The sequence below is a fragment of the Pyxidicoccus caerfyrddinensis genome (genome assembly GCF_010894405.1).
Lineage (GTDB): Bacteria > Myxococcota > Myxococcia > Myxococcales > Myxococcaceae > Myxococcus > Myxococcus caerfyrddinensis.
In genome coordinates, this window is the sequence record NZ_JAAIYA010000015.1 from 41,640 (window position 1) to 62,853 (window position 21,214).

At 71.5% G+C, this 21,214-nt stretch carries 1 protein-coding gene; it reads right to left on the bottom strand.

All coding sequences use genetic code 11. The features are described 5' to 3' along the window. The coding region (locus G4D86_RS31775; protein ID WP_163997841.1) for a non-ribosomal peptide synthase/polyketide synthase at positions 1-20,967 on the bottom strand (20,967 nt) is incomplete at its 3' end. Positions 20,968-21,214 lie beyond the last annotated feature (247 nt).

Consider the following 21,214-nt stretch of genomic DNA (forward strand, 5'->3'; position numbering starts at 1 on the left):
CAGGGCAATGGCCACGCGCGAGTCGGTGGTCACGCCCATGCCGTGCAGGTGCCAGGCGAGCTGATTGGCGCGCGCGTCGAGCTGCCGGTAGGTGAGCTTCTCGTCACCGAACTCGACGGCGACCTTGTCCCCGTGACGGGCCACCACCTGCGCGAAGACCTCGGGCAGGGTGGAGCCGCGCGGGTAGTCGGTGGCGGTGGCATTCCACTCCACCAGCACCTGCTGGCGCTCGGCCGCGGACAGCATGGACACGGAGGCGAGGGGGGCCTCGGGCCGGGCCACGAGCGCTTCCACGAGCGTGCGGAAGTGCTCCGCCATCCGGCTGATGGTCGCCGGCTCGAACAGGTCGGTGTTGTAGCCCAGCGAGCCCTGGTAGCCCTCCGACGAGTCCGTCAGGCCCAGCTCCAGGTCGAACTTGATGGCGGGGTTGCCCACCTCGAGCGGGCGCAGCGCCAGGCCCTTGCCCTGAGCCGACGCCGTGGGCGCGTTCTGCAGGGCGAAGATGACCTGGAAGAGCGGGCTGCGACTCATGTCGCGCGTGGGCTGCAGCACCTCCACCAGTCGCTCGAAGGGCACGTCCTGGTGGGCATAGGCGCCCAGCGAGGACTCCTTCACCTGCCGCAGCAGGTGGACGAAGGAGGACGGGGCGTCCACGTGGGAGCGCAGCACCAGCGTATTGACGAAGAAGCCGATGAGGCCTTCCAGCTCTCCACGCTGACGGCCGGCAATCGGCGAGCCGACGGTGATGTCCTGCTGCCCCGAGTAGCGGGACAGCAACACCTGGAAGGCGGCAAGCAACGCCATGAAGGGCGTGGCGCCCTCCTGCTGGCAGAGCGCCTTGAGCTGCTCGGAGGCAGTGAGCGAGAGCGCGACGGGCACCTCCGCGCCGTTGAACGTCTGCACGGGCGGGCGGGGCTTGTCGGTGGGCAGCTCCAGGGTGGTGAGGCCGGAGAGGTGCTGCTTCCAGTAGCCGAGCTGCTCGTCCAGCACTTCGCCCTGCAGCCACTGGCGCTGCCAGGCGGCGTAGTCGGCGTACTGGATGGGCAGCGTCGGCAGGGGCGAGGGCCGGCCCTGGGAGAAGGCCTCGTAGAGGGCGGCGACTTCACGCACCAGCACGCCCATGGACCAACCGTCCGAGACGATGTGGTGCATGTTGAGGGCGAGCACGTGCTCGGTGGCGCCCAGCTTCAGCAACTGCGCGCGCACCAGCGGTCCGGTGGCGAGGTTGAAGGGGCGCAGGGTCTCCTCGCGCAGCCGTCGCTCCAGCTCGGCGCGGGCGGCCTGGGGCTCCAGGTCGCTGAGGTCCACCAGTTCCAGCGGCAGCTTCCCGTGAGGAGAGATGAGCTGGAGGGGCTGGCCCTCCTGCTGGGTGAAGGTGGTGCGCAGGGCTTCGTGGCGGTGCACCAGCTCATCGAAGCCGCGCTGCAGGGCCGCCACGTCGAGCAGGCCGTCCATGCGCACGAAGGCGGGCATGTTGTAGGCGGGACTGTTGGGTTCGAGCTGGTCGATGAACCACAGCCGCTGCTGCGCGAAGGACAGGGTCAGTGCGCCCGTGCGGGGCACGGGGACGATGGCGGGCGCCAGGTTCCCCGAAGCGGACTCCCGTGCGGAATCGACACGCGTTGCGAGCGCCTCGAGCGTCGGCGCCTCGAAGAGGACGCGCAGGGGCAGCTCCACGCCGAAGGTGGCGCGCAGGCGCGAGATGAGCTGGGTCGCGAGCAGCGAGTGTCCACCCAACTCGAAGAAGTTGTCGGATACGCCCACGCGCGGCACGCGCAGCACCTGGGCGAAGACTCCGGCCAGCAGCTCCTCGGTGGGTGTCCTCGGGGCGACGTAGGCCGCGTCCGGAGCGGACGACACCGCCTCCGGCGCGGGCAGCGCCTTGCGGTCCACCTTGGCGTTCGCAGTCAGCGGGAAGGCGTCCAGTCGCACCAGCGCGGAGGGCACCATGTACTCGGGCAGCCGCTGCTTCAGGTGAGCGCGCAGCGCGGGGACGTCGAGTGACTCGGGCGCCGCGACGTAGCCGACGATGCGCTTGTCTCCGGGGACGTCCTCGCGCACCAGCGCCAGGGCCTCTCCCACGCCGACGAAGGCGCGGAGGGCGGTCTCCACCTCGGCCAGTTCGACGCGGAAGCCGCGCACCTTCACCTGCGCATCGACACGGCCGAGGAACTCCAGCACGCCGTCACCCCGCCAGCGGGCGAGGTCGCCCGTGCGGTAGAGGCGGGCTCCGGGCACGCCGGAGAAGGAGTCGGGAACGAAGCGCTCCGCGGTGAGCGAAGGCTGGCCAACGTAGCCCCGAGCCACGCCGTCGCCGCCGATGAACAGCTCACCCACGACGCCGACGGGCACGGGCTGACCGGAGGTGTCCAGCAGGTACACGCGCGTGTTCCCGATGGGCTTGCCGATGGGCACGGAGGTGCCGACGTGCTCCACCGAAGTCATGCGGTGGGTGGAGGCGAAGAGCGTGGTCTCCGTGGGGCCGTAGCAGGCCGTGACGGGAATGCGCAGCTCCTCGAGGACGCGGCGCACGTGCGGCGCGCTCACCACGTCACCCCCCGTCAGCACCTGGCGAAGGGAGCGCAGGCTGAAGAAGTTGTGGTCCACCACCTGGGTGAAGAGGCCGGCGGTGAGGTGCAACGTCGTCACGCCGTGCTTCACCAGCACCGACTCCAGCTCCTTCAAGTCGGAAGGCGAGTGCGGCGGGAAGACGACGAGCCGCGCGCCGTGGAGCAGCGGGCCCCACAGCTCCAGGGTGGAGGCATCGAAGGACACGGGCGCGATGAGGAGGAAGGTCTCATCTGGGCCGAGGTGCGCGTAGTCGTTGCCGAAGACGGTGCGCAGCACGGCGGCCTGAGGAGTGCCGACACCCTTGGGCCGGCCCGTGGTGCCGGAGGTGAAGTCGATGTACGCGAGGCTCTGGGGCAGCGCGGCCACGGGCAGAGCCGACGTGGGCTGGCCCTCCAGGGATACGTCTCCCAGCACCACGGTAGACGGCACTTCAGCGGGCAGCTTCGCCAGCAACTCGCGCGAGGTGATGAGCACGCGCGGCTGAGCGTCCTCCACCATGGCGGCGAGGCGCTCACGGGGATACGACGGGTCCAGCGGGACGTAGGCGCCGCCGGCCTTGAGGATGGCGACGAGGGAGACAATCAGCTCCAGCGAGCGCTCCAGGGCAATGGCCACGCGCGAGTCGGTGGTCACGCCCATGCCGTGCAGGTGCCAGGCGAGCTGATTGGCGCGCGCGTCGAGCTGCCGGTAGGTGAGCTTCTCGTCACCGAACTCGACGGCGACCTTGTCCCCGTGACGGGCCACCACCTGCGCGAAGACCTCGGGCACGGTGGAGGCGCGCGGGTACTCGGTGGCGGTGGAGTTCCACTCCACCAGCACCTGCCGACGCTCGGCCGCGGTGAGCATGGAGACAGCGGAGAGCGGTGCCTCGGGCCGGGAGACGAGCGCCTCCACGAGCGCGCGGAAGTGCTCCGCCATCCGGCCGATGGTCGCCGGCTCGAACAGGTCGGTGTTGTAGCTCAGCGCCCCCTGGTAGCCCTCCGGGGCCTCCAGCAGGTCGAGCTGCAGCTCGAACTTGATGGTCGGGTTGTCCACCTCGACCGGGCGCAGCGCCAGCCCCTTGCCCTGCGCCGAGGCGGTGGGCGTGTTCTGCAGGGCGAAGAACACCTGGAAGAGCGGACTGCGGCTCGTGTCCCGCACGAGCTTCAGCTCTTCCACCAGTCGCTCGAAGGGCACGTCCTGGTGGGCGTAGGCACCGAGCGCCGACTCCTTCACCTGTCGCAGCAGGTGGACGAAGGACGCGCCGTGCTCCACCTGGGAGCGCATCACCAGGGTGTTGACGAAGAAGCCGATGAGCCCCTCGAGCTCCGCGCGCTGCCGGCTGGCGATGGGTGAGCCGACGGAGATGTCCTGCTGGCCCGAGTAGCGGGCCAGGAGCACCTGGTATGCGGCGAGCAGCGCCATGAAGGGTGTGGTGCCCTCGCGCTGGCAGAGCGCCTTGAGCTGCTCGGACGTGGCGCGCGACAGGACCACGGGCACGTGTGCGCCGTGGAAGGTCTGCACGGGCGGGCGGGGCTTGTCGGTGGGCAGCTCCAGGGTGGCGACGCCGGAGAGGTGCTGCTTCCAGTATGCGAGCTGTGCTTCCAGCACCTCGCCCTGCAACCACTGGCGCTGCCAGACGGCGTAGTCCGCGTACTGGATGGGCAGCGGCGGCAGGGGCGAGGGCCGGCCCTGGGTGAAGGCTTCGTAGAGGGCGGCGACTTCGCGCACCAGCACGCCCATGGACCAGCCGTCCGAGACGATGTGGTGCATGTTGAGCGCGAACACGTGCTCGGCGGTGCCCAGCTTCAGCAGCAGCGCGCGGACCAGCGGGCCGGTGGCGAGGTTGAAGGGCCGGAGGGCTTCGTCCCGCAGCTGTCGCTCCAGCTCGGCGCGGGCGGCCTCGGGCTGCAAGGCGCTGAGGTCCACCGTCTCCAGCGGCAGGCTGGCATGCGGTGCGATGACCTGGAGGGGCTGGCCCTCCTGCTGGGTGAAGGTGGTGCGCAGGGCTTCGTGGCGGCTGGCCAGCTCGGAAAGCGCGCGGCGCAGGGCGTCCGTGTCGAGCGCTCCCTCCATGCGCACGAAGGCCGGCATGCTGTACGTGGAGCCGCCGGGCTGGAACTGGTCCAGGAACCACAGGCGCTGCTGCGCGAAGGACAGCGGCAGCGGGCCCGTGCGGGGCACGGGGACGAGCGCGGGCGCCGTCTCCGGGTGGGAGGCTCCCGTGGCGTCGATGCGCTCGGCGAGGGCGGCGACGGTGGGCGCCTCGAAGAAGGCGCGCAGGGGCAGCTCCACGCCGAGCTGGGAGCGGATGCGGGAGATGACCTGCGTGGCCAGCAGCGAGTGTCCACCCAGCTCGAAGAAGTTCCCGGTGACGCTCACCTGGGGCAGTCGGAGGATGGCCGCGAAGATGGCCGCCAGCTTCTCCTCGGTGGGCGTGCGCGGAGCGACGAAGGAGTCGGCGGACGAGGCCGCGTCTGGGACGGGCAGGGCCTTCCTGTCCACCTTGCCGTTGGGCGTCAGCGGCAGCGCCTCCAGCACCACGAAGGCGGAGGGCACCATGTACTCAGGCAGCCGCTGCAGGAGGAAGGTGCGCAGGGCGGCGGTGTCGAGCGAGGCGGGAGCGGTGACGTAGCCGGCGAGGCGTGGGGCGCCAGCGACGTCCTCGCGCACCAGGGCCACGGCCTGCGTGACGTCGGGGAAGGCGAGCAGGGCGGCTTCGACTTCGCCCGGCTCGATGCGGAAGCCACGCAGCTTCACCTGCGCATCGGCGCGGCCGAGGTACTCCAGCGAGCCGTCGCGAAGCCAGCGCACCTGGTCCCCGGTGCGGTACAGGCGCGCGCCCGGAGTGGAGGCGAAAGCGTCGGGCACGAAGCGCTCGGCGGTGAGCGCGGGCCGGTCCAGGTAGCCGTGGGCGAGCTGCGCGCCGCCGATGAACAGCTCTCCTGGCACTCCCGGCGGCACGGGCCGCAGGTGCCCGTCGAGCACGTAGAGGCGGGTGTTGGCCACCGGCCGGCCGATGGGCACGGTGGTGCCGCGCTCCTGGCCTGTGGCCAGCGCGGACGTGGCGTCGATAGTGGTTTCGGTGGGGCCGTACAGGTTGACCAGCCGCGTCTCGGGCAGCAGTGCGCGCAGGCGCGGGGCCAGCTCGGAGGCCAGGGCCTCACCGCCGCAGAACAGCCAGCGCAGGTGCGTGGCGGCGCGCAGTCCCTCCTCCTCCAGCATGAAGCGGAGCATGGAGGGCACCACCTGGAGGACGGTGACGCGCTGGCGCACCACGCAGGCCACGAGGGCGGCCGGGTCGCGATGGGCCTCGGGCGGAGCGAGGACGAGGGGCGCGCCCACCATGAGCGAGGCCCAGCACTCCCAGACGGAGGCGTCGAAGCTCAGCGGCGTCTTCTGCAGCACCCTGTCTTCGGCGGTGATGCCGAAAGCGGAGAGGAACCACGCCATGTGGTTGACGAGGGCGCCATGGGGGATGACGACGCCCTTGGGCTGGCCGGTGCTGCCCGACGTGTAGATGACGTAGGCGGCGTCGTCCGCGGTGACGGAGACGGCTGGTGCGCCCGTGTCCTCGCGCGAGAAGGAGTCCTCGCTGGAGTCGAGGCACACGACGTCCGTGCCCTCGGGCAACAGGCCCAGGAGGGAGTGCTGGGTGAGCAGCACGCGGGCGCCGCAGTCCTGGAGCATGAAGGCCAGGCGCTCGCGCGGGTAGTCCGGGGCCAGCGGCACGTAGGCGGCGCCGGCCTTGAGGATGCCGAGCAGGCCCACCACCATGTCGGGGGAGCGCTGCACGCAGAGCGCGACGCGGTCGCCCGTGCGAACGCCCCGGCGCAGCAGGAGACGCGCGAGCTGGTTGGCGCGCGCGTCCAGCTCCCGGTAGGTGAGGCGTGCGTCGTCGGACTCCACGGCCAGCGCATCCGGAGCGCGCCGCGCCTGTGCCTCGACGCGCTGGTGGACGCATGCGTCGCCCGCGAAGTCCGTGGCGGTGGCGTTCCACTCCACCAGGACCTGGTGCCGCTCCGCTTCCGTCAGCAGGGAGATGGAGCCCAGCGGGGCCTCGGGCCGGGCGACCAGGGCTTCCACCAGCACGCGGAAGTGCTCGGCCATCCGCGCGGCGGTGGCGCCGTCGAACAGGTCGGTGTTGTAGCCGAGCTCACCCCGGTAGCCGTCCTGGAACTCCGCCAGGCTCAGCTCCAGGTCGAACTTGACGGCGCGGTCGTCCACCTCCAACGGGCGCAGGGCGAGTTCGGAACGCGGCTGGGCGCCGGCGGCGGCCTGGACGTTTTGCAGTGCGAAGCTGACCTGGAAGAGCGGAGCGCGACTCCGGTCCCGCTCGGGACGCAGCTCCTCTACCAGTCGCTCGAAGGGCACGTCCTGGTGGGCGTAGGCACCCACGGCCGTCTCCCTCACCTGCTGGAGCAGCTGGCGGAAGGACTCGCCGCCGCGCACCTGGGTGCGCAGCACCAGCGTGTTGACGAAGAAGCCGATGAGGCCTTCCAGCTCGCCACGCTGACGTCCAGCGATGGGCGAGCCCACGCTGATGTCCTCCTGCCCCGAGTAGCGCGCGAGCAGGGCCTGCCAGGAGGCCAGCAGCACCATGAACGGGGTGACGCCCTCGCGCTGGCAGAGCGTCTTGAGCGTCTGGGTCAGGGCTCGCGGCAGGTGGACGGGAAGCTGGCCGCCATGGAAGGTCTGCACCGGTGGGCGAGGCTTGTCGGTGGGGAGCTGCAGCGTCGCGGCGCCCGCGAGGTGGCGGCGCCAGTAGCCGAGCTGGGCATCGAGCACCTCCGCCTGCAGCCACTCGCGCTGCCAGACGGCGTAGTCGGCGTACTGCACCGGTAGCGCGGGGAGCGGTGAGGCCCTGTCATGGCGGAAGGCTTCGTAGTTGGCGGCGACTTCACGCACCAGCACGCCCATGGACCAGCCGTCCGAGACGATGTGGTGCAGGTTGAGCACCAGCACGTGCTCGGCCGGAGCCAGCCGCAGCAACAGGGTGTTCAGCAGCGGGCCCGTGGCCAGGTTGAAGCGGTGGGCGGCCTCGCGTGAGAGCAGGCGCTTCGCCTCGTCGAGGGCGGCCGCTCCGTGGGCGCTCAGGTCCACCACGGGCAGCGGCAGCTCGTACGCGGGAGCGATGTGCTGGACGGGCTGGCCCTCGTGCTCGCGGAAGGTGGTGCGCAGCGACTCGTGGCGGCGCACCAGCTCGGCGAGCGCGCGCTGGAGCGCGTCCACGTGGAGCACGCCTTCCAGCCTCACGCCGATGGGGATGTTGTACGCGGGCGTGCCGGGCTCGAGCTGGTCGATGAACCACAGTCGCTGCTGGGCGAAGGAGAGCGGCAGCGGCTCCGCGCGCGAAACGGGCGTGAGCGGAGGCGGCTCGGGCAGCTCGGCCAGCCCGCGCTTGAACAGCGCCCGGTGGACCTCGCGGGCGCGCTGGTGCAGCTCGCGCCAGGTGAGCGTCTGGCCGTCATGCTCCGCGGCCACCGCGTCGGGCGTGAGACGCGCCTGCGCCTGGACGAGCCGGTGCAGGCAGCCGTCTCCCACCGTGGCGGCGTCCGGCTCCCTCCAGGCGTGGAACAGGAGGTGCCGTTCGTCTTCCGTGAGGAAGGACACGCGGGAGAGCGGGCGGTCCGGATTCGCCAGCGCCGACTCCAGCAGCACGCGCAGGTGTTCAACCATCCGCGCTGCCGTCGTGGCATTGAACAGGTCGGTGCTGTACTCGAGCTGACCCTTGATGCCCTCGCCCCGGTCGGTGAGGGCCAGGGTGAGGTCGAACTTCGCCGAGCGATGCTCCGCCGTGAGGGGGTTCAGCTTCAGCCCCGCGCCCATCATCTCCGGCATGGGCGCGTTCTGGAACGCGAGCATCACCTGGAAGAGCGGCGTGCGTCCGGCCTCGCGCTCGGGGCGCAGCGCCTCCACCAGCTTCTCGAAGGGCACGTCCTGGTGGGCGTAGGCACCGAGCGTCATGTCCCGCACGCGGCCGAGCAGCGCGCGGAAGCTGGGGTCTCCGTCCAGCTTCGTGCGCAGCACCAGCGTGTTGACGAAGAAGCCGATGAGCCCTTCCAGCTCCGCATGCGTCCGGCCGGCGATGGGCATGCCGACGCTGACGTCGTCCTGCCCGGAGTAGCGGGCCAGCAGCGCCTGGAAGGTGGCGAGCACCACCATGGAGGGCGTGGCTCCCTCCTGACGGCACAGTGCTTCGAGCGCATCCGACAGCTCGTGCGGGAAGTGGAACGGATGCCCGGCGCCGCGAGTCGACTGCGTCGTGGGACGCGGCCTGTCGGTGGGCAGGGCGAGGGCGCGGGGCGCGCCGTGGAGCTGCTGCCTCCACCAGCCCAGCTCGGCCTCCAGGGCCTCGTCGCGCAGCCAGTCGCGCTGCCAGAGCGCGAAGTCGGCGTACTGCACCGGCAGCGGCTCCAGGCGCGCGGCGCGGCCCTCGGCATGGGCCGTGTAGAGCGTGGCCAGCTCCTGGACGAGCACGCCCATGGACCAGCCGTCCGCGATGACGTGGTGCAGGGTGAGCAGCAGCACGTGCTGCTCCGCCGACTGGCGCACCAGGAGGACGCGCCAGAGCGGCCCCGTCTCCAGGTTGAAGGGCTGCCCGGCCTCGTATTCGAGGGCGCGCTGGAGCGAGTCCTCACGCTCGGCTTCGGGCAGGGCCTCCAGGTCCACCCAGCCCGCGGGCAGGGTGGGGCTGGCGTCGATGACCTGGACGGGCTGGTGCTCGTGCTCGTGGAAGGTGGTGCGCAGGGACTCGTGGCGCTGGAGCAGCTCGCGCAGGCTGGTGGCGAGCGCGGGCACGTCGAGCTCGCCGTCCATCCGCACGGCGAAGGGGAGGTTGTAGGCGGTGCTCTCGGGGTCGAGCTTCGCGAAGAACCACAGGCGCTGCTGTGCGAAGGACAGCGGCAGCGGCCCGCCGTCCTTCCGGGGACGGAGCAGCGGCTGGGAGGTGGAGGTCCGCGTGCCCGCCTGCGCCTCGATGCGCTCTGCCAGCGCCGCGATGGTGGGCGCGGCGAAGAAGTCGCGGAACGACAGCTCCACGCCGAAGTGCTGGCGGATGCGCGAGAGCACCTGCGTGGCCGTCAGGGAGTGGCCACCCAGATCGAAGAAGTCGTCCTCCGCGCCAACGGTGTCCAGGTGGAGGACGCGGGCCCAGAGCGCCGCCAGCTCGCGCTCGCAGTCGGTGCGAGGCGGACGGGAGGGGACGCGGTCCTGGAAGGCCGAAGGGGCCGGGAGTGCCTTGCGGTCCACCTTGCCGTTGGCGGTGAGCGGCAGCGCGTCCAGGCGGCCCAGGGCGGAGGGCACCATGTACTCGGGGAGCCGCTGCTTGAGGGTCTCGCGCAGAGCGTGCAGGTCCAGCGACGGGGGCGCGACGACGTAGGCGACCAGGCGCTTGTCGCCGGGCGAGTCCTCGCGGGCCACCACGACGGCCTCGCGCACCTCGGGGATGGCGAGCAGGGCGGCTTCGACCTCGGACAGCTCGATGCGGTAGCCGCGCACCTTCACCTGCGCGTCGGCGCGGCCGAGGAACTCCAGCACGCCGTCCTGCCGCCAGCGGCCCAGGTCACCCGTGCGGTACAGGCGTGCGCCGGGCACAGAAGAGAAGGGGTTGGGGACGAAGCGCTCGGCGGTGAGGGCGGGCTGGCCGACGTAGCCACGGGCGAGACCGTCACCACCGGCGAACAACTCACCGATGACGCCCGGGGCCACGGGCTGACCGGAGGCGTCCAGCACGTACACCTGGGTGTTGCCGATGGGCCGGCCGATGGGGACGGAGGTGCCCACGTGGGACACGTCCGTCATGCGGTGGCAGGAGGTGAAGAGGGTGCCCTCGGTGGGGCCGTAGCAGGCCGTCACCGGAATGAACATTCCTTCCAGCACCCGGCGGACGTGGGGGGCGCTCACCACGTCACCGCCGGTGAGCAACTGCCTCACGTTGCGCAGCGCGGAGAGGTTGCTGTCCACCACCTGGGTGAAGAGGCCGGCGGTGAGGTGCAGCGTCGTCACGCCGTGCTTCTCCAGCACCTGCTCCAGCTCGAAGACGTCAGAGGGCGAGTGGGGCGGGAAGACGGCCAGCCGCGCGCCATGCAGCAGCGGGCCCCAGAGCTCCAGCGTGGAGGCATCGAAGGAGATGGGGGCGAGCAGGAGGAAGGTTTCCTCCGGCCCGAGGCGCGCGTAGTCGTTGCCGAAGACGGTGCGCAGCACGGCGGACTGGCGCGTGCCCACGCCCTTGGGCCGGCCGGTGGAACCGGAGGTGAAGTCGATGTACGCGAGGCTGTCGGGCAGGGCGGTGGAAGGCGGCGCGTGCGTGGGCAGGCCGGACAACTCCACGTCCTCCAGCACCACCGTGGCGAGCCCCTGGGAAGGCAGCTTCGACAGCAGCGCGCGCGTGGTGACGAGCACGCTCGGGCCCGAGTCCTCCAGCATGGCCACGAGGCGCTCGCGGGGGTACGACGCGTCCAGCGGCACGTACGCGCCGCCGGCCTTGAGGATGGCGACGAGGGAGACAATCAGTTCCAGCGAGCGGTCCACGCCCAGCGCCACGCGCGAGTCGGTGGACACACCCAGGCCGCGCAGATGCCACGCGAGCTGGTTGGCGCGCGCGTCGAGCTGCCGGTAGGTGAGCTTCGCGTCGCCGAACTCGACGGCGACCTTGTCGGGGAAGCGGGCCACCACCTGAGCGAAGACCTCGGGCAGGGTGGAGCCACGCGGGTACTCGGTGGCGGTGGCGTTCCACTCCACCAGCACCCGCTGGCGCACCTCGGGCGTCAGCGGGGCCCCGGAGGTGTCGCCCTCCACGGAGCGGGGCTTCGCCTGCTCGCGCGCGGCGACTTCTTCCAGGGGAAGGACCGGCAGTGACAGCGCGCGGACCTCGCGCTGCCGGGGTGCCGCGGGCGTGCTCCCACCCGGGAGGGCGGCGTCAATCAGGCGCGCCACGCCTTCGAGGGTGGGGGCAACGAACAGCTCGCGCAGGGGCAGCTCCACGCCGAAGGCAGCGCGGATGCGGCTGATGGCCTGCGTGGCCAGCAGGGAGTGGCCGCCCAGGTCGAAGAAGTTGTCGCTGGCGCCAACGCGCTCGACGCCGAGGAGCTGAGTCCACTGTGCCGCGAGGCGCTCCTCGGTGGGCGTGCGGGGCGCGACGTAGTCCCGAGCGTCGCTCACGAAGTCCGGGGCGGGCAGGGCCTTGCGGTCCACCTTGCCGTTGGACGTGAGCGGCATCGCCGGCAGCACCACGATGGCCGAGGGCACCATGTACTCGGGCAGCGTCTCCTTCAGGGCGGCGCGCAGCGTGGCGCCGTCCGTCTGGGTACCCTCGTGCGCCACCGCGTAGCCCACGAGGCGCTTGCCACCGGGGCCGTCCTCACGCGCGACGACGACAGCCTCGCGCACCGCGGGCAGCTTCGCCAGCGCGGACTCCACTTCGCCCAGCTCGATGCGGAAGCCACGCACCTTGACCTGCGCGTCCGCGCGGCCGACGAAGTCGAGCGTGCCGTCCTCGCGCCAGCGCACCACGTCGCCGGTGCGGTACAGGCGCGCGCCCGCCTCGCCCGAGAAGCGGTCCGGCACGAAGCGCTCGGCGGTGAGCGCGGGGCGGCCCGCGTAGCCGCGCGCCACGCCGACGCCGCCCACGTACAGCTCGCCCTTCACGCCCAGGGGCACCGGCTCGCCGCGCACGTCCAGGACGTAGGCGCGCACGTTGGCCAGGGGCCGGCCGATGGAGGGCACGCGTCCGTCCGCCACGCACTCAGCGAGGGTGGCAATCACCGTGGCCTCTGTCGGGCCGTAGGTGTTGAGCAGGCGTCGGCCCGGAGCCCAGCGCGCCACCACGTCGGCGGGCAGGGCTTCGCCACCGGAGATGACCGTGCGCAGCTCGGGCAGTCCTTCCGCCGAGGTGGCGGCCAGCGCCGCGGGCGTGAGGCTGATGACGGTGAGGGCCTCTTCGCGCAGCATCTTCTGCAGCGGCGCGCCCGGCATCAGCTTCTCCAGGGGCGACAGAAGCAGCGAGGCCCCGGAGCACAGCGTGGTGAAGATCTCCTCCACCGACAGGTCGAAGGAGAGGCTGGCGAACTGCAACACGCGGCTGCCAGGGCCGATGCCGTACGCCACCGCTTCATGCGTCACCAGGTTCGCGACGCTGCGGTGCTCCACGGCGGTGCCCTTGGGCGTGCCGGTGCTTCCGGACGTGTAGAGCAGGTAGGCCAGGTGGTACGGGGCCACGCCCGTCACCGGCGCATCGGTGCTCTCACGAGCAAGCGCGTCCTTCTCGGAGTCCAGGCAGAACGCACGCGCGTGGTGCGCCTCGGGGAAGCGCTCCAGCAGCACGGACTGCGTCAGCAGCACCGAAGCGCCGCTGTCCTCCAGCATGAAGGCCAGGCGCTCACGGGGCAGGAGCGGATCCACGGGCACCCAGGCGCCACCGGCCTTGAGGATGCCGAGCAGGCCCACGACGATGTCCAGCGAGCGCTCCACGCTGAGCGCGACGCGCACCTCGGGCCCGACGCCCCGGCGGCGCATCGCGTGGGCGAGCTGGTTGGCCTTCGCGTCGAGCTGCGCGTAGGTCAGGTGCTGTCCCTCGAAGGAGGCGGCCCGCGCGTCGGGCGCGCGGCGCGCCTGCGCCTCGAAGAGCGCGTGGATGCAGGCCTCGGGGAAGTCCGCGCGGGTGGCATTCCAGTCCACCAGCAGCCGCTGCCGCTCCTCGCCGGAGAGGAGGGACAGCGCGGACAGACGCTTGCCCGGGGCGGCGACGATGGCCTCCACGAGAGTGCGCAGGTGGCGCGCCATGCGCTGCGCGGTGGACGCCTCGAACAGGTCGGCGCGGTAGTCCAGCGCGCCATCAAAGCCTTCCGGGGTTCGCGTCAGCGTCAGCGTCAGGTCGAACTTGGCGGTGTGGTCTCCCAGAGGAGCGCTGCGCATCGCCAACCCGGGCACGGTCAGCTCCGCGGGCGGCATGTTCTGCAGGATGAACATCACCCGGAACAGCGGCGCCTGGCGCAAATCACGCATGGGCTGGAGCCGCTCGAAGGGGACGTTCTGGTGGGCATAGGCGCCCAGCGCCATCTCACGCACGCGGCCCAGCAGCTCGCGCACGGTGGGGTCGCCGTCCAGGCGGGTGCGCAGCACCAGCGTGTTGAGGAAGAAGCCGACGAGCCCCTCCAGCTCGACGCGGTTGCGGCCGGCCACGGGCGAGCCGACGGAGATGTCGTCCTGCCCGGAGTAGCGCGACAGCAGCAGCTGGAAGGCCGCCAGGAAGAGCATGAAGGGCGTGAGGCCTTCGCGGTTGCAGAAGGTCTCCACGGCCTCGGCCAGTGCGCGAGGCAGCACGACGGGAGCCAGGGCGCCCGGAGGCGAGGCGTCGTGGTTGCGTGGTCTGTCGGTGGGCAGCTCCAGGTCCTGCGCCGCGCCGTCGAGCTGGCGCCGCCACCAGGTGAGCTGCTTCTCCAGCTCCGCCCCGTCCAGCCACTTCCGCTGCCAGGCGGCGTAGTCCGGGTACTGGAGCGAGAGCGCCGGCAGGACGAAGGGCACACCCGCGGTGAGCGCGGGGTAGGCGACACCGAGCTCCCGCACCAGGACGCTCATGGACCAGCCGTCCGCCACGATGTGGTGGACGTTGAGCAGCAGCACGTGTGACTGCTCCCCGAGCTTCAGGAGCATGGCGCGCAGCAGCGGGCCGGCCGCGAGGTCGAAGGGGCTCAGGGACTCCGCGTTGATGCGCCGCCGCGCGTCCGCCTCGCGCTGCTCCGGGGGCAGACCGCTCAGGTCGATGAGGGCCATCTCCAGCGGAGCGGGCGCGTTGATGCGCTGCACGGGGCCCTCGGACTCGCCGTGGAACGTGGTGCGAAGGGACTCGTGGCGGTGCACCAGGGCTTCCAGGGCCCGCCGCATCGCCTCGGCGTCGAGGGTGCCGGCCAGCTCCAGGGTGAACGGCATGTTGAAGGCCGCACTGCCGGGCTCGAGCTGGTCCAGGAACCACACGCGCTGCTGCGAGTACGACAGGGGAAGCTTCTGCGCGCGCGACACGCGCTCGATGGGCGGCAGTGTCCCGGCCTCACCGGCGCTCACGGAGGCCTCGATGCGCGCGGCGAGCGCGGCGACGGTGGGCGCTCGGAACAGCTCGCGCAGCGGAAGCTCCACGCCGAAGGACGCGCGGATGCGGGAGACGACGCGGGTGGCCAGCAGCGAGTGGCCGCCCACCTCGAAGAAGTTGTCCTCGGCGCCCACGCGCGGCAGACCGAGCACCTCGGCCCAGAGCGTCGCGAGCTTCTCTTCGGTGGGGGTGCGCGGAGCGACGTAGGCCGCCGTGGCGGGAGCGGCCATCGACTCGGGGGCGGGCAGGGCCTTGCGGTCCACCTTGCCGTTGGCGGTGAGGGGCAGGGCGTCCAGCCGCACCAGGGCGGACGGCACCATGTACTCGGGCAGTCGCTGCACCAGGAAGGCGCGCAGCGCGGCGACGTCGAGCGACTCGGGGGCGGCGACGTAGCCGACGAGGCGTTTGGCGCCGTGCACGTCCGCGCGGCTCACCACCACGGCTTCGCGGACGCTCGGGAAGGTGGAGAGGACGGCCTGCACTTCGCCCAGCTCGATGCGGAAGCCGCGCACCTTGACCTGGGTGTCCGCGCGGCCGACGAAGTCCAGCACGCCGTCATTGCGCCAGCGGACCAGGTCTCCGGTGCGGTAGAGGCGGGCACCGGGCACGCCGCTGAAGGCGTCGGGGATGAAGCGCTCGGCGGTGAGGGCGGGCTGGCCCAGGTAGCCGCGCGCAAGGCCGTCGCCACCGACGTAGAGCTCTCCGATGACACCGACGGGTACCGGCCGGCCGTGCGCGTCCAGCACGTACAGCTGCGTGCTGCCGATGGGGCGGCCGATGGGCACGGAGGTGCCCACCTGCTCCGCGCGAGTCACCGGGTAGGACGTGGCGAACACCGTCGTCTCGGTGGGGCCGTACATGGCGGTGACGGGGATGCGCAGCTCTTCCACCGCGCGGCGCACGTGGGCAGGCGACACCACGTCGCCGCCCGTCATGACGTGCTTCACCGTGCTCAGCCCCGGGGGCGGGTTGTCCACCAGCTGGGTGAACAGGCCAATGGTGGCCCACAGCGTGGTGACGCCCGAGGACTGGATGACGTGGCCCAGCTCCTCCAGCGACGCCGCCTGCGGAGGCATGACGACGAGACGAGCGCCGTGCAGCAGCGCGCCCCAGATTTCGAAGGTGGAGGCGTCGAAGGAGATGGGGGCGAACTGGAGGAGGACTTCGTCGGGCCCGAAGCGGGCGTAGTCGGCGCCGAGGAGGGTGCGCAGCACGCCGCGGTGGGTGGTGCCCACGCCCTTGGGCCTGCCGGTGGAGCCGGAGGTGAAGTCCACGTAGGCGAGCGAGTCGGGCAGGGCGGCCGGAGTCAGCGCATGCGTCGGCTCGGAAGCGAGCGCGGCGTCCTCCAACACCACGGTGGCGAGTCCTTCCACCGGGAGGCGGGGCAACAGCGCGCGTGTGGTGACGAGCGCCTGGGGCGCCGAGTCCTCCACCATGCCGGCCAGTCGCTCACGGGGGTAGGACGGGTCCAGCGGGACGTAGGCGCCACCGGCCTTGAGGATGGCGACGAGGGAGACGATGAGCTCCAGCGAGCGCTCAACGGCGAGCGCGACGCGGGAGTCGGCCCCCACACCGAGGCGGCGCAGGTGGTGCGCGAGCGCGTTGGAGCGCTCGTCGAGCTGCCGGTAGGTGAGCCGCTCGGAGCCGAACTCCACGGCGACGTGGTTCGGGAAGCGGGCCACTACCTGCGAGAAGGCCTCGGGCATCGTGGCCTCGCGCGGATGGTCGGAGGCCTTGGTGCTCCACTCCCGCAGCAACTGCCGCTGCTCGGCGGCGTCCATCAGCGGCAGCTCGGACAGGCGCTGCTCGGGGTTCGCGGCGAGGCCCTCCAGCAGCGTCTGGTAGTGCGCCAGCAGTCGCGTCGCCGTCGCGTCGTCGAACAGGTCCGTGCTGTACCGGAGCACACCCTGGTAGCCCCGGGGCGTCTCCATGAAGTTGAGCTCCAGGTCGAACTTGGCCCCGGCCTCGCCCGCTTCAACCGGCTCCAGGCGCAGCCCCGGTAGCTCCAGCGCCCCCATGGGCGTGTTCTGCAAGGCGAAGATGACCTGGAAGAGCGGCGAGTAGCTCGCGTCGCGCGGAGGACTCAGCTCCTCGACGAGCTTCTCGAAGGGCACGTCCTGGTGCTCGTAGCCGCCCAGGGTGGTCTCCTTCACCTGCTCCAGCAGCTGGGCGAAGGTGGTGCTCGGAGTCACCCGCGCGCGCAGGACCAGGGTGTTGACGAAGAAGCCGATGAGCCCTTCCGTCTCCGCGCGGTTGCGGCCGGCGATGGGCGAGCCGACGACGATGTCGTCCTGGCCGGAGTAGCGGTGCAGCAGCGTCTGGAAGGCCGCCAGCAGCGTCATGAACGGCGTCACGCCCAGGCGCTTCGACAGCGCCTTGATGGCGCCGGCCAGGTCCGTCGGGATGAACAGGGGCTGCTTCGCGCCGCGGTACGTGGGCACGGAGGGACGCGGCCTGTCGGTGGGCAGCTCCAGCAGGGCGGGTGCCCCGGAGAGCTGCTTCCTCCAGTAGTCGAGCTGCCGCGAGAGCACCTCGCCCTGGAGCCAGCCGCGCTGCCAGCTCGCGAAGCCCGCGTACTGCATGGGCAGGGGCGGCAGGGCCGCGGGCGCTCCGGAGATGCGCGCCGCGTACAGGACGCCAATCTCCCGTACGAGCACGCCCATGGACCAGCCGTCCGAGACGATGTGGTGCAGGGTCAGCAGCAGGATGTGTTCGGAGTCGTCGAGCCGCAGCAGCACGGCACGCAGCAGTGGCCCCTTCTCCAGGTCGAAGGGACGGGTGGCCTCGGCGACAGCCTGACGGCGGGCCTCGGGCTGACGCTCGGAGGCGGGCACGCCACGCAGGTCCACCCTGGACAGGCTGAAGGGCGCGGGCGCGTGGATGCGCTGCACGGGCTGGCCTTCGCGCGCGGCGAAGGTGGTGCGCAGTGACTCGTGGCGGTCCACCACCTGGGTGAGCGACGCTTCCAGCGCGGCCACGTCCAGCGCGCCCTCCAGCCGCAGCGCGAAGGGCATGTTGTAGAGGGTGCCGCCGGGCTCGAGCTGGTCGATGAACCACAGCCGCTGCTGCGCGAAGGACAGGGGCGCTGTGTCCTCGGGATGCGTGAGGAGGACTTCCGGAGTGGGCCGCGCCTGCTGCCGGCCCTGGAGCTCCGAGTCCACGTGGCGGGCCAGCGCGGAGAGGACCGGGAACTTGAACAGCTCGCGCAGGGGCAGCTCCAGGCCCAGGCTGACGCGGATGCGGGAGACCACCTGGGTGGCCAGGAGGGAGTGGCCGCCCAGCTCGAAGAAGTTGTCCTCGGCGCCCACGCGTGGCACGCGCAGCACCTCGACCCAGAGCGCCGCGAGCTTCTCCTCGGTAGGTGTGCGCGGGGCGACGTACTGGTCAGGAGCGGAGCCCAGCTCGGGAGCGGGCAGGGCCTTGCGGTCCACCTTGCCGTTGGCCGTGAGGGGCAGCACCTCCAGCGCGACGAACGCCGAGGGCACCATGTAGTCGGGCAGCCGCTGCTTGAGGGCGTCCCGGAGCACCCCGGTGTCCACTGAATGGCCCGGGGCGGGCACCACGTAGGCCACCAGCCGCTTGTCGCCGGGCACGTCCTCGCGCACGAGCACCAGGGCCTGTCGCACGCCGGGCTGCGCGGAGAGCGCGGACTCGATTTCACCCGGCTCGATGCGGAAGCCACGCAGCTTCACCTGCGAGTCGGCCCGGCCGAGGAAGTCCATCAGCCCGTCCGCCCGCCAGCGGGCCCGGTCTCCCGTGCGGTAGAGACGGGCACCGGGCACGCCGCTGAAGGCATCGGGGATGAAGCGCTCCGCAGTGAGGGCGGGCTGGCCCACGTAACCGCGAGCGAGGCCATCGCCGCCGATGAACAGCTCACCAGTGGCGCCCACGGGCACGGGCTGGCCGTGAGCGTCGAGCACGTACAGCCGCGTGCTGCCGATGGGGCGGCCGATGGGCACGGAGGCGCCCACCTGCGCCGGGTCCGTCATGCGGAAGCAGGCAGCGAAGACGGTGGTCTCGGTGGGGCCATAGCCGTTGGTGAGGGAGATACCGAGCTCTTCGAGCACGCGGCGCGCGTGAGCGGGAGGCACGACGTCGCCACCGGCGAGCAGCTGCTTCACCGGACTCAAGGACTGGAGGTGGGACTCCACCACCTGGGTGAAGAGGCCTGCGGTCAGCCAGAGCGTCGTCACCTTCGAATCACGGAGCACCTGGCCCAGCTCCTCCAGGGAGGGAGGCTGGGGAGGCATGACGACGAGGCGGGCGCCATGCAACAGCGCACCCCAGATTTCGAGCGTGGAAGCGTCGAAGGAGATGGGGGCCAGCTGCAGCAGCGTCTCGTCGGGACCGAAGCGGGCGAAGTCGACGCCCAGCAGGGTGCGAAGGACGTTGCGGTGGGTGGTGCCCACGCCCTTGGGCCGGCCGGTGGAGCCGGAGGTGAAGTCCACGTAGGCCAGCGAGTCGGGCAGGGCGGCCGGAGTCAGCTCATGCGTCGGCTCGGAAGCGAGCGCGGCGTCGTCCAACACCACGGTGGAGAGTCCCTCCACCGGGAGGCGGGACAACAGCGCGCGCGTGGTGACGAGCGCCTGGGGCCGCGTGTCCTCCACCATGCCGGCCAGTCGCTCACGAGGGTAGGACGGGTCCAGCGGCACGTAAGCGCCACCGGCCTTGAGGATGGCGACGAGGGAGACGATGAGCTCCAGCGAGCGCTCCACGGCGAGCGCGACGCGGGAGTCGGCACTCACACCAAGCCGGCGCAGGTGGTGCGCGAGCGCGTTGGAGCGCTCATCGAGCTGACGGTAGGTGAGGCGCGAGGAGCCGAACTCGACGGCGACGTGGTCCGGGAAGCGGGCCACCACCTGCGAGAAGACTTCGGGCAGCGTGGACTCGCGCGGGTAGTCGGAGGCCTGGGTGCTCCACTCCCGCAGCAACTGCCGCTGCTCGGCGGCGTCCATCAGCGGCAGCTCGGACAGGCGCCGCTCGGGGTGCGCGGCGAGGCCCTCCAGCAGCGTCTGGAAGTGCGCCAGCAGCCGGCGCACCGTCGGCTCCTCGAAGAGGTCCGTGCGGTACACCGCGGCGAGGCGCAGGCCCTGGGGCAGCTCGGTGGCCAGCACCGTCAGGTCGACCTGGCTGGTGCCGCTGTCCATCGGCTGCATTTCCAACGTCAGTCCCGGCACCCGCAGCGGCGGCAGGGGCGCGTTCTGCAGGGCGAACATCACCTGGAACAGCGGCGTGCTGCTCAGCTTGCGCTCGGGCTGGAGTGCCTCCACCAGCTTCTCGAAGGGCACGTCCTGGTGGGCGAAGGCGCCGAGCGTCGTCTCATGCGTCCGGGCCATCAAGGCCTGGAAGGACGGGTCTCCGGACAGGTCCGCGCGCAGGGCGAGCGTGTTGACGAACAGGCCGATGAGGCCCTCCAGCTCGGAGCGGTTGCGTCCGGCCACCGGGGTGCCGACGACGACGTCGTCCTGGCCGCTGTAGCGCGACAGCAGCACCTGGTACGCGGACAGCAGGACGGTGAAGAGGGTGCGGCCCTCGCGTCCGGCCAGTGCCTTCAGCGACTGGAGCAGCGCCGGGGGCAACATCACCGTGAGGCGGGCACCGTCGGTGCTGGCCACGGGAGGACGGGGCTTGTCCGTGGGCAGCTCCAGCATGGCATCGGCGTCCAGCTGCTTGCGCCAGTAGCCGAGCTGCGCGTCCAACGTCTCGCCCTTGAGCCAGTCGCGCTGCCACGTGGCGAACTCGGCATACTGCATCGGCAGCGCGGGCAGCGAAGCGGCCTGTCCCGCGGCGAGCGCGGGATAGAGCGCGCCCAATTCGCGAACCAGCACGCCCATCGTCCACCCGTCGGAGACGATGTGGTGCACGTTGAGCAGCAGCAGGTGCTCGCCGGGGCCCCAGCGGTAGAGCACCGTGCGCAGCAGCGGGCCCTTCTCCACGTCGAAGGGCTTGCGTGCGTCAGCGTGCAGGAGGCTCCAGGCCTCGGCCTCACGCTCGGACGGCTCGCCGTCCTTCACGTCCACGACGGGCAGGGCGACGTCGACGGAGGCGGCGATGTGCTGCAACACGCGCCCGTCCTGCTCGACGAAGGTGGTGCGCAGGGCTTCGTGGCGCTGCACCAGTTCCTGGAGCGCGCGGCGGAGGGCGTCGACGTTGAGCTCGCCGGACAGGCGCACGGAGATGGGGACGTTGAAGGCGGCGCTGCCCGGGTTGAGCCGCTCCTGGAACCACATCCGCTCTTGCGCGAAGGACACGGGCGCACGACGAGACTGACGGCTCTTGTCGCGCAGCAGCTCCGCGAGCCGCGCGCGCTTCTGTTCTGGGGTCAGCGCCATAGGGCTATGCGTATTCCAGGGAGTCGCGCGTGCCGACCACAGGGCGTCTGCTCCACAGCAAGCGACACCAGCCAGGCCGGCTTGAACGCGAAACCACGAGAATCTCCAGCAGGGGGGACACAGTGAGATGAAACAAGTCCGCGACTGCGAGAATAGCTCCGGAAGCGAGCCATTCTCCAATCCCCATCCAGCGGAGTCAGAGGGGCGGAGCCGATGCGCTCGCGCCCTCTTTCAGGCAATTCAAGTT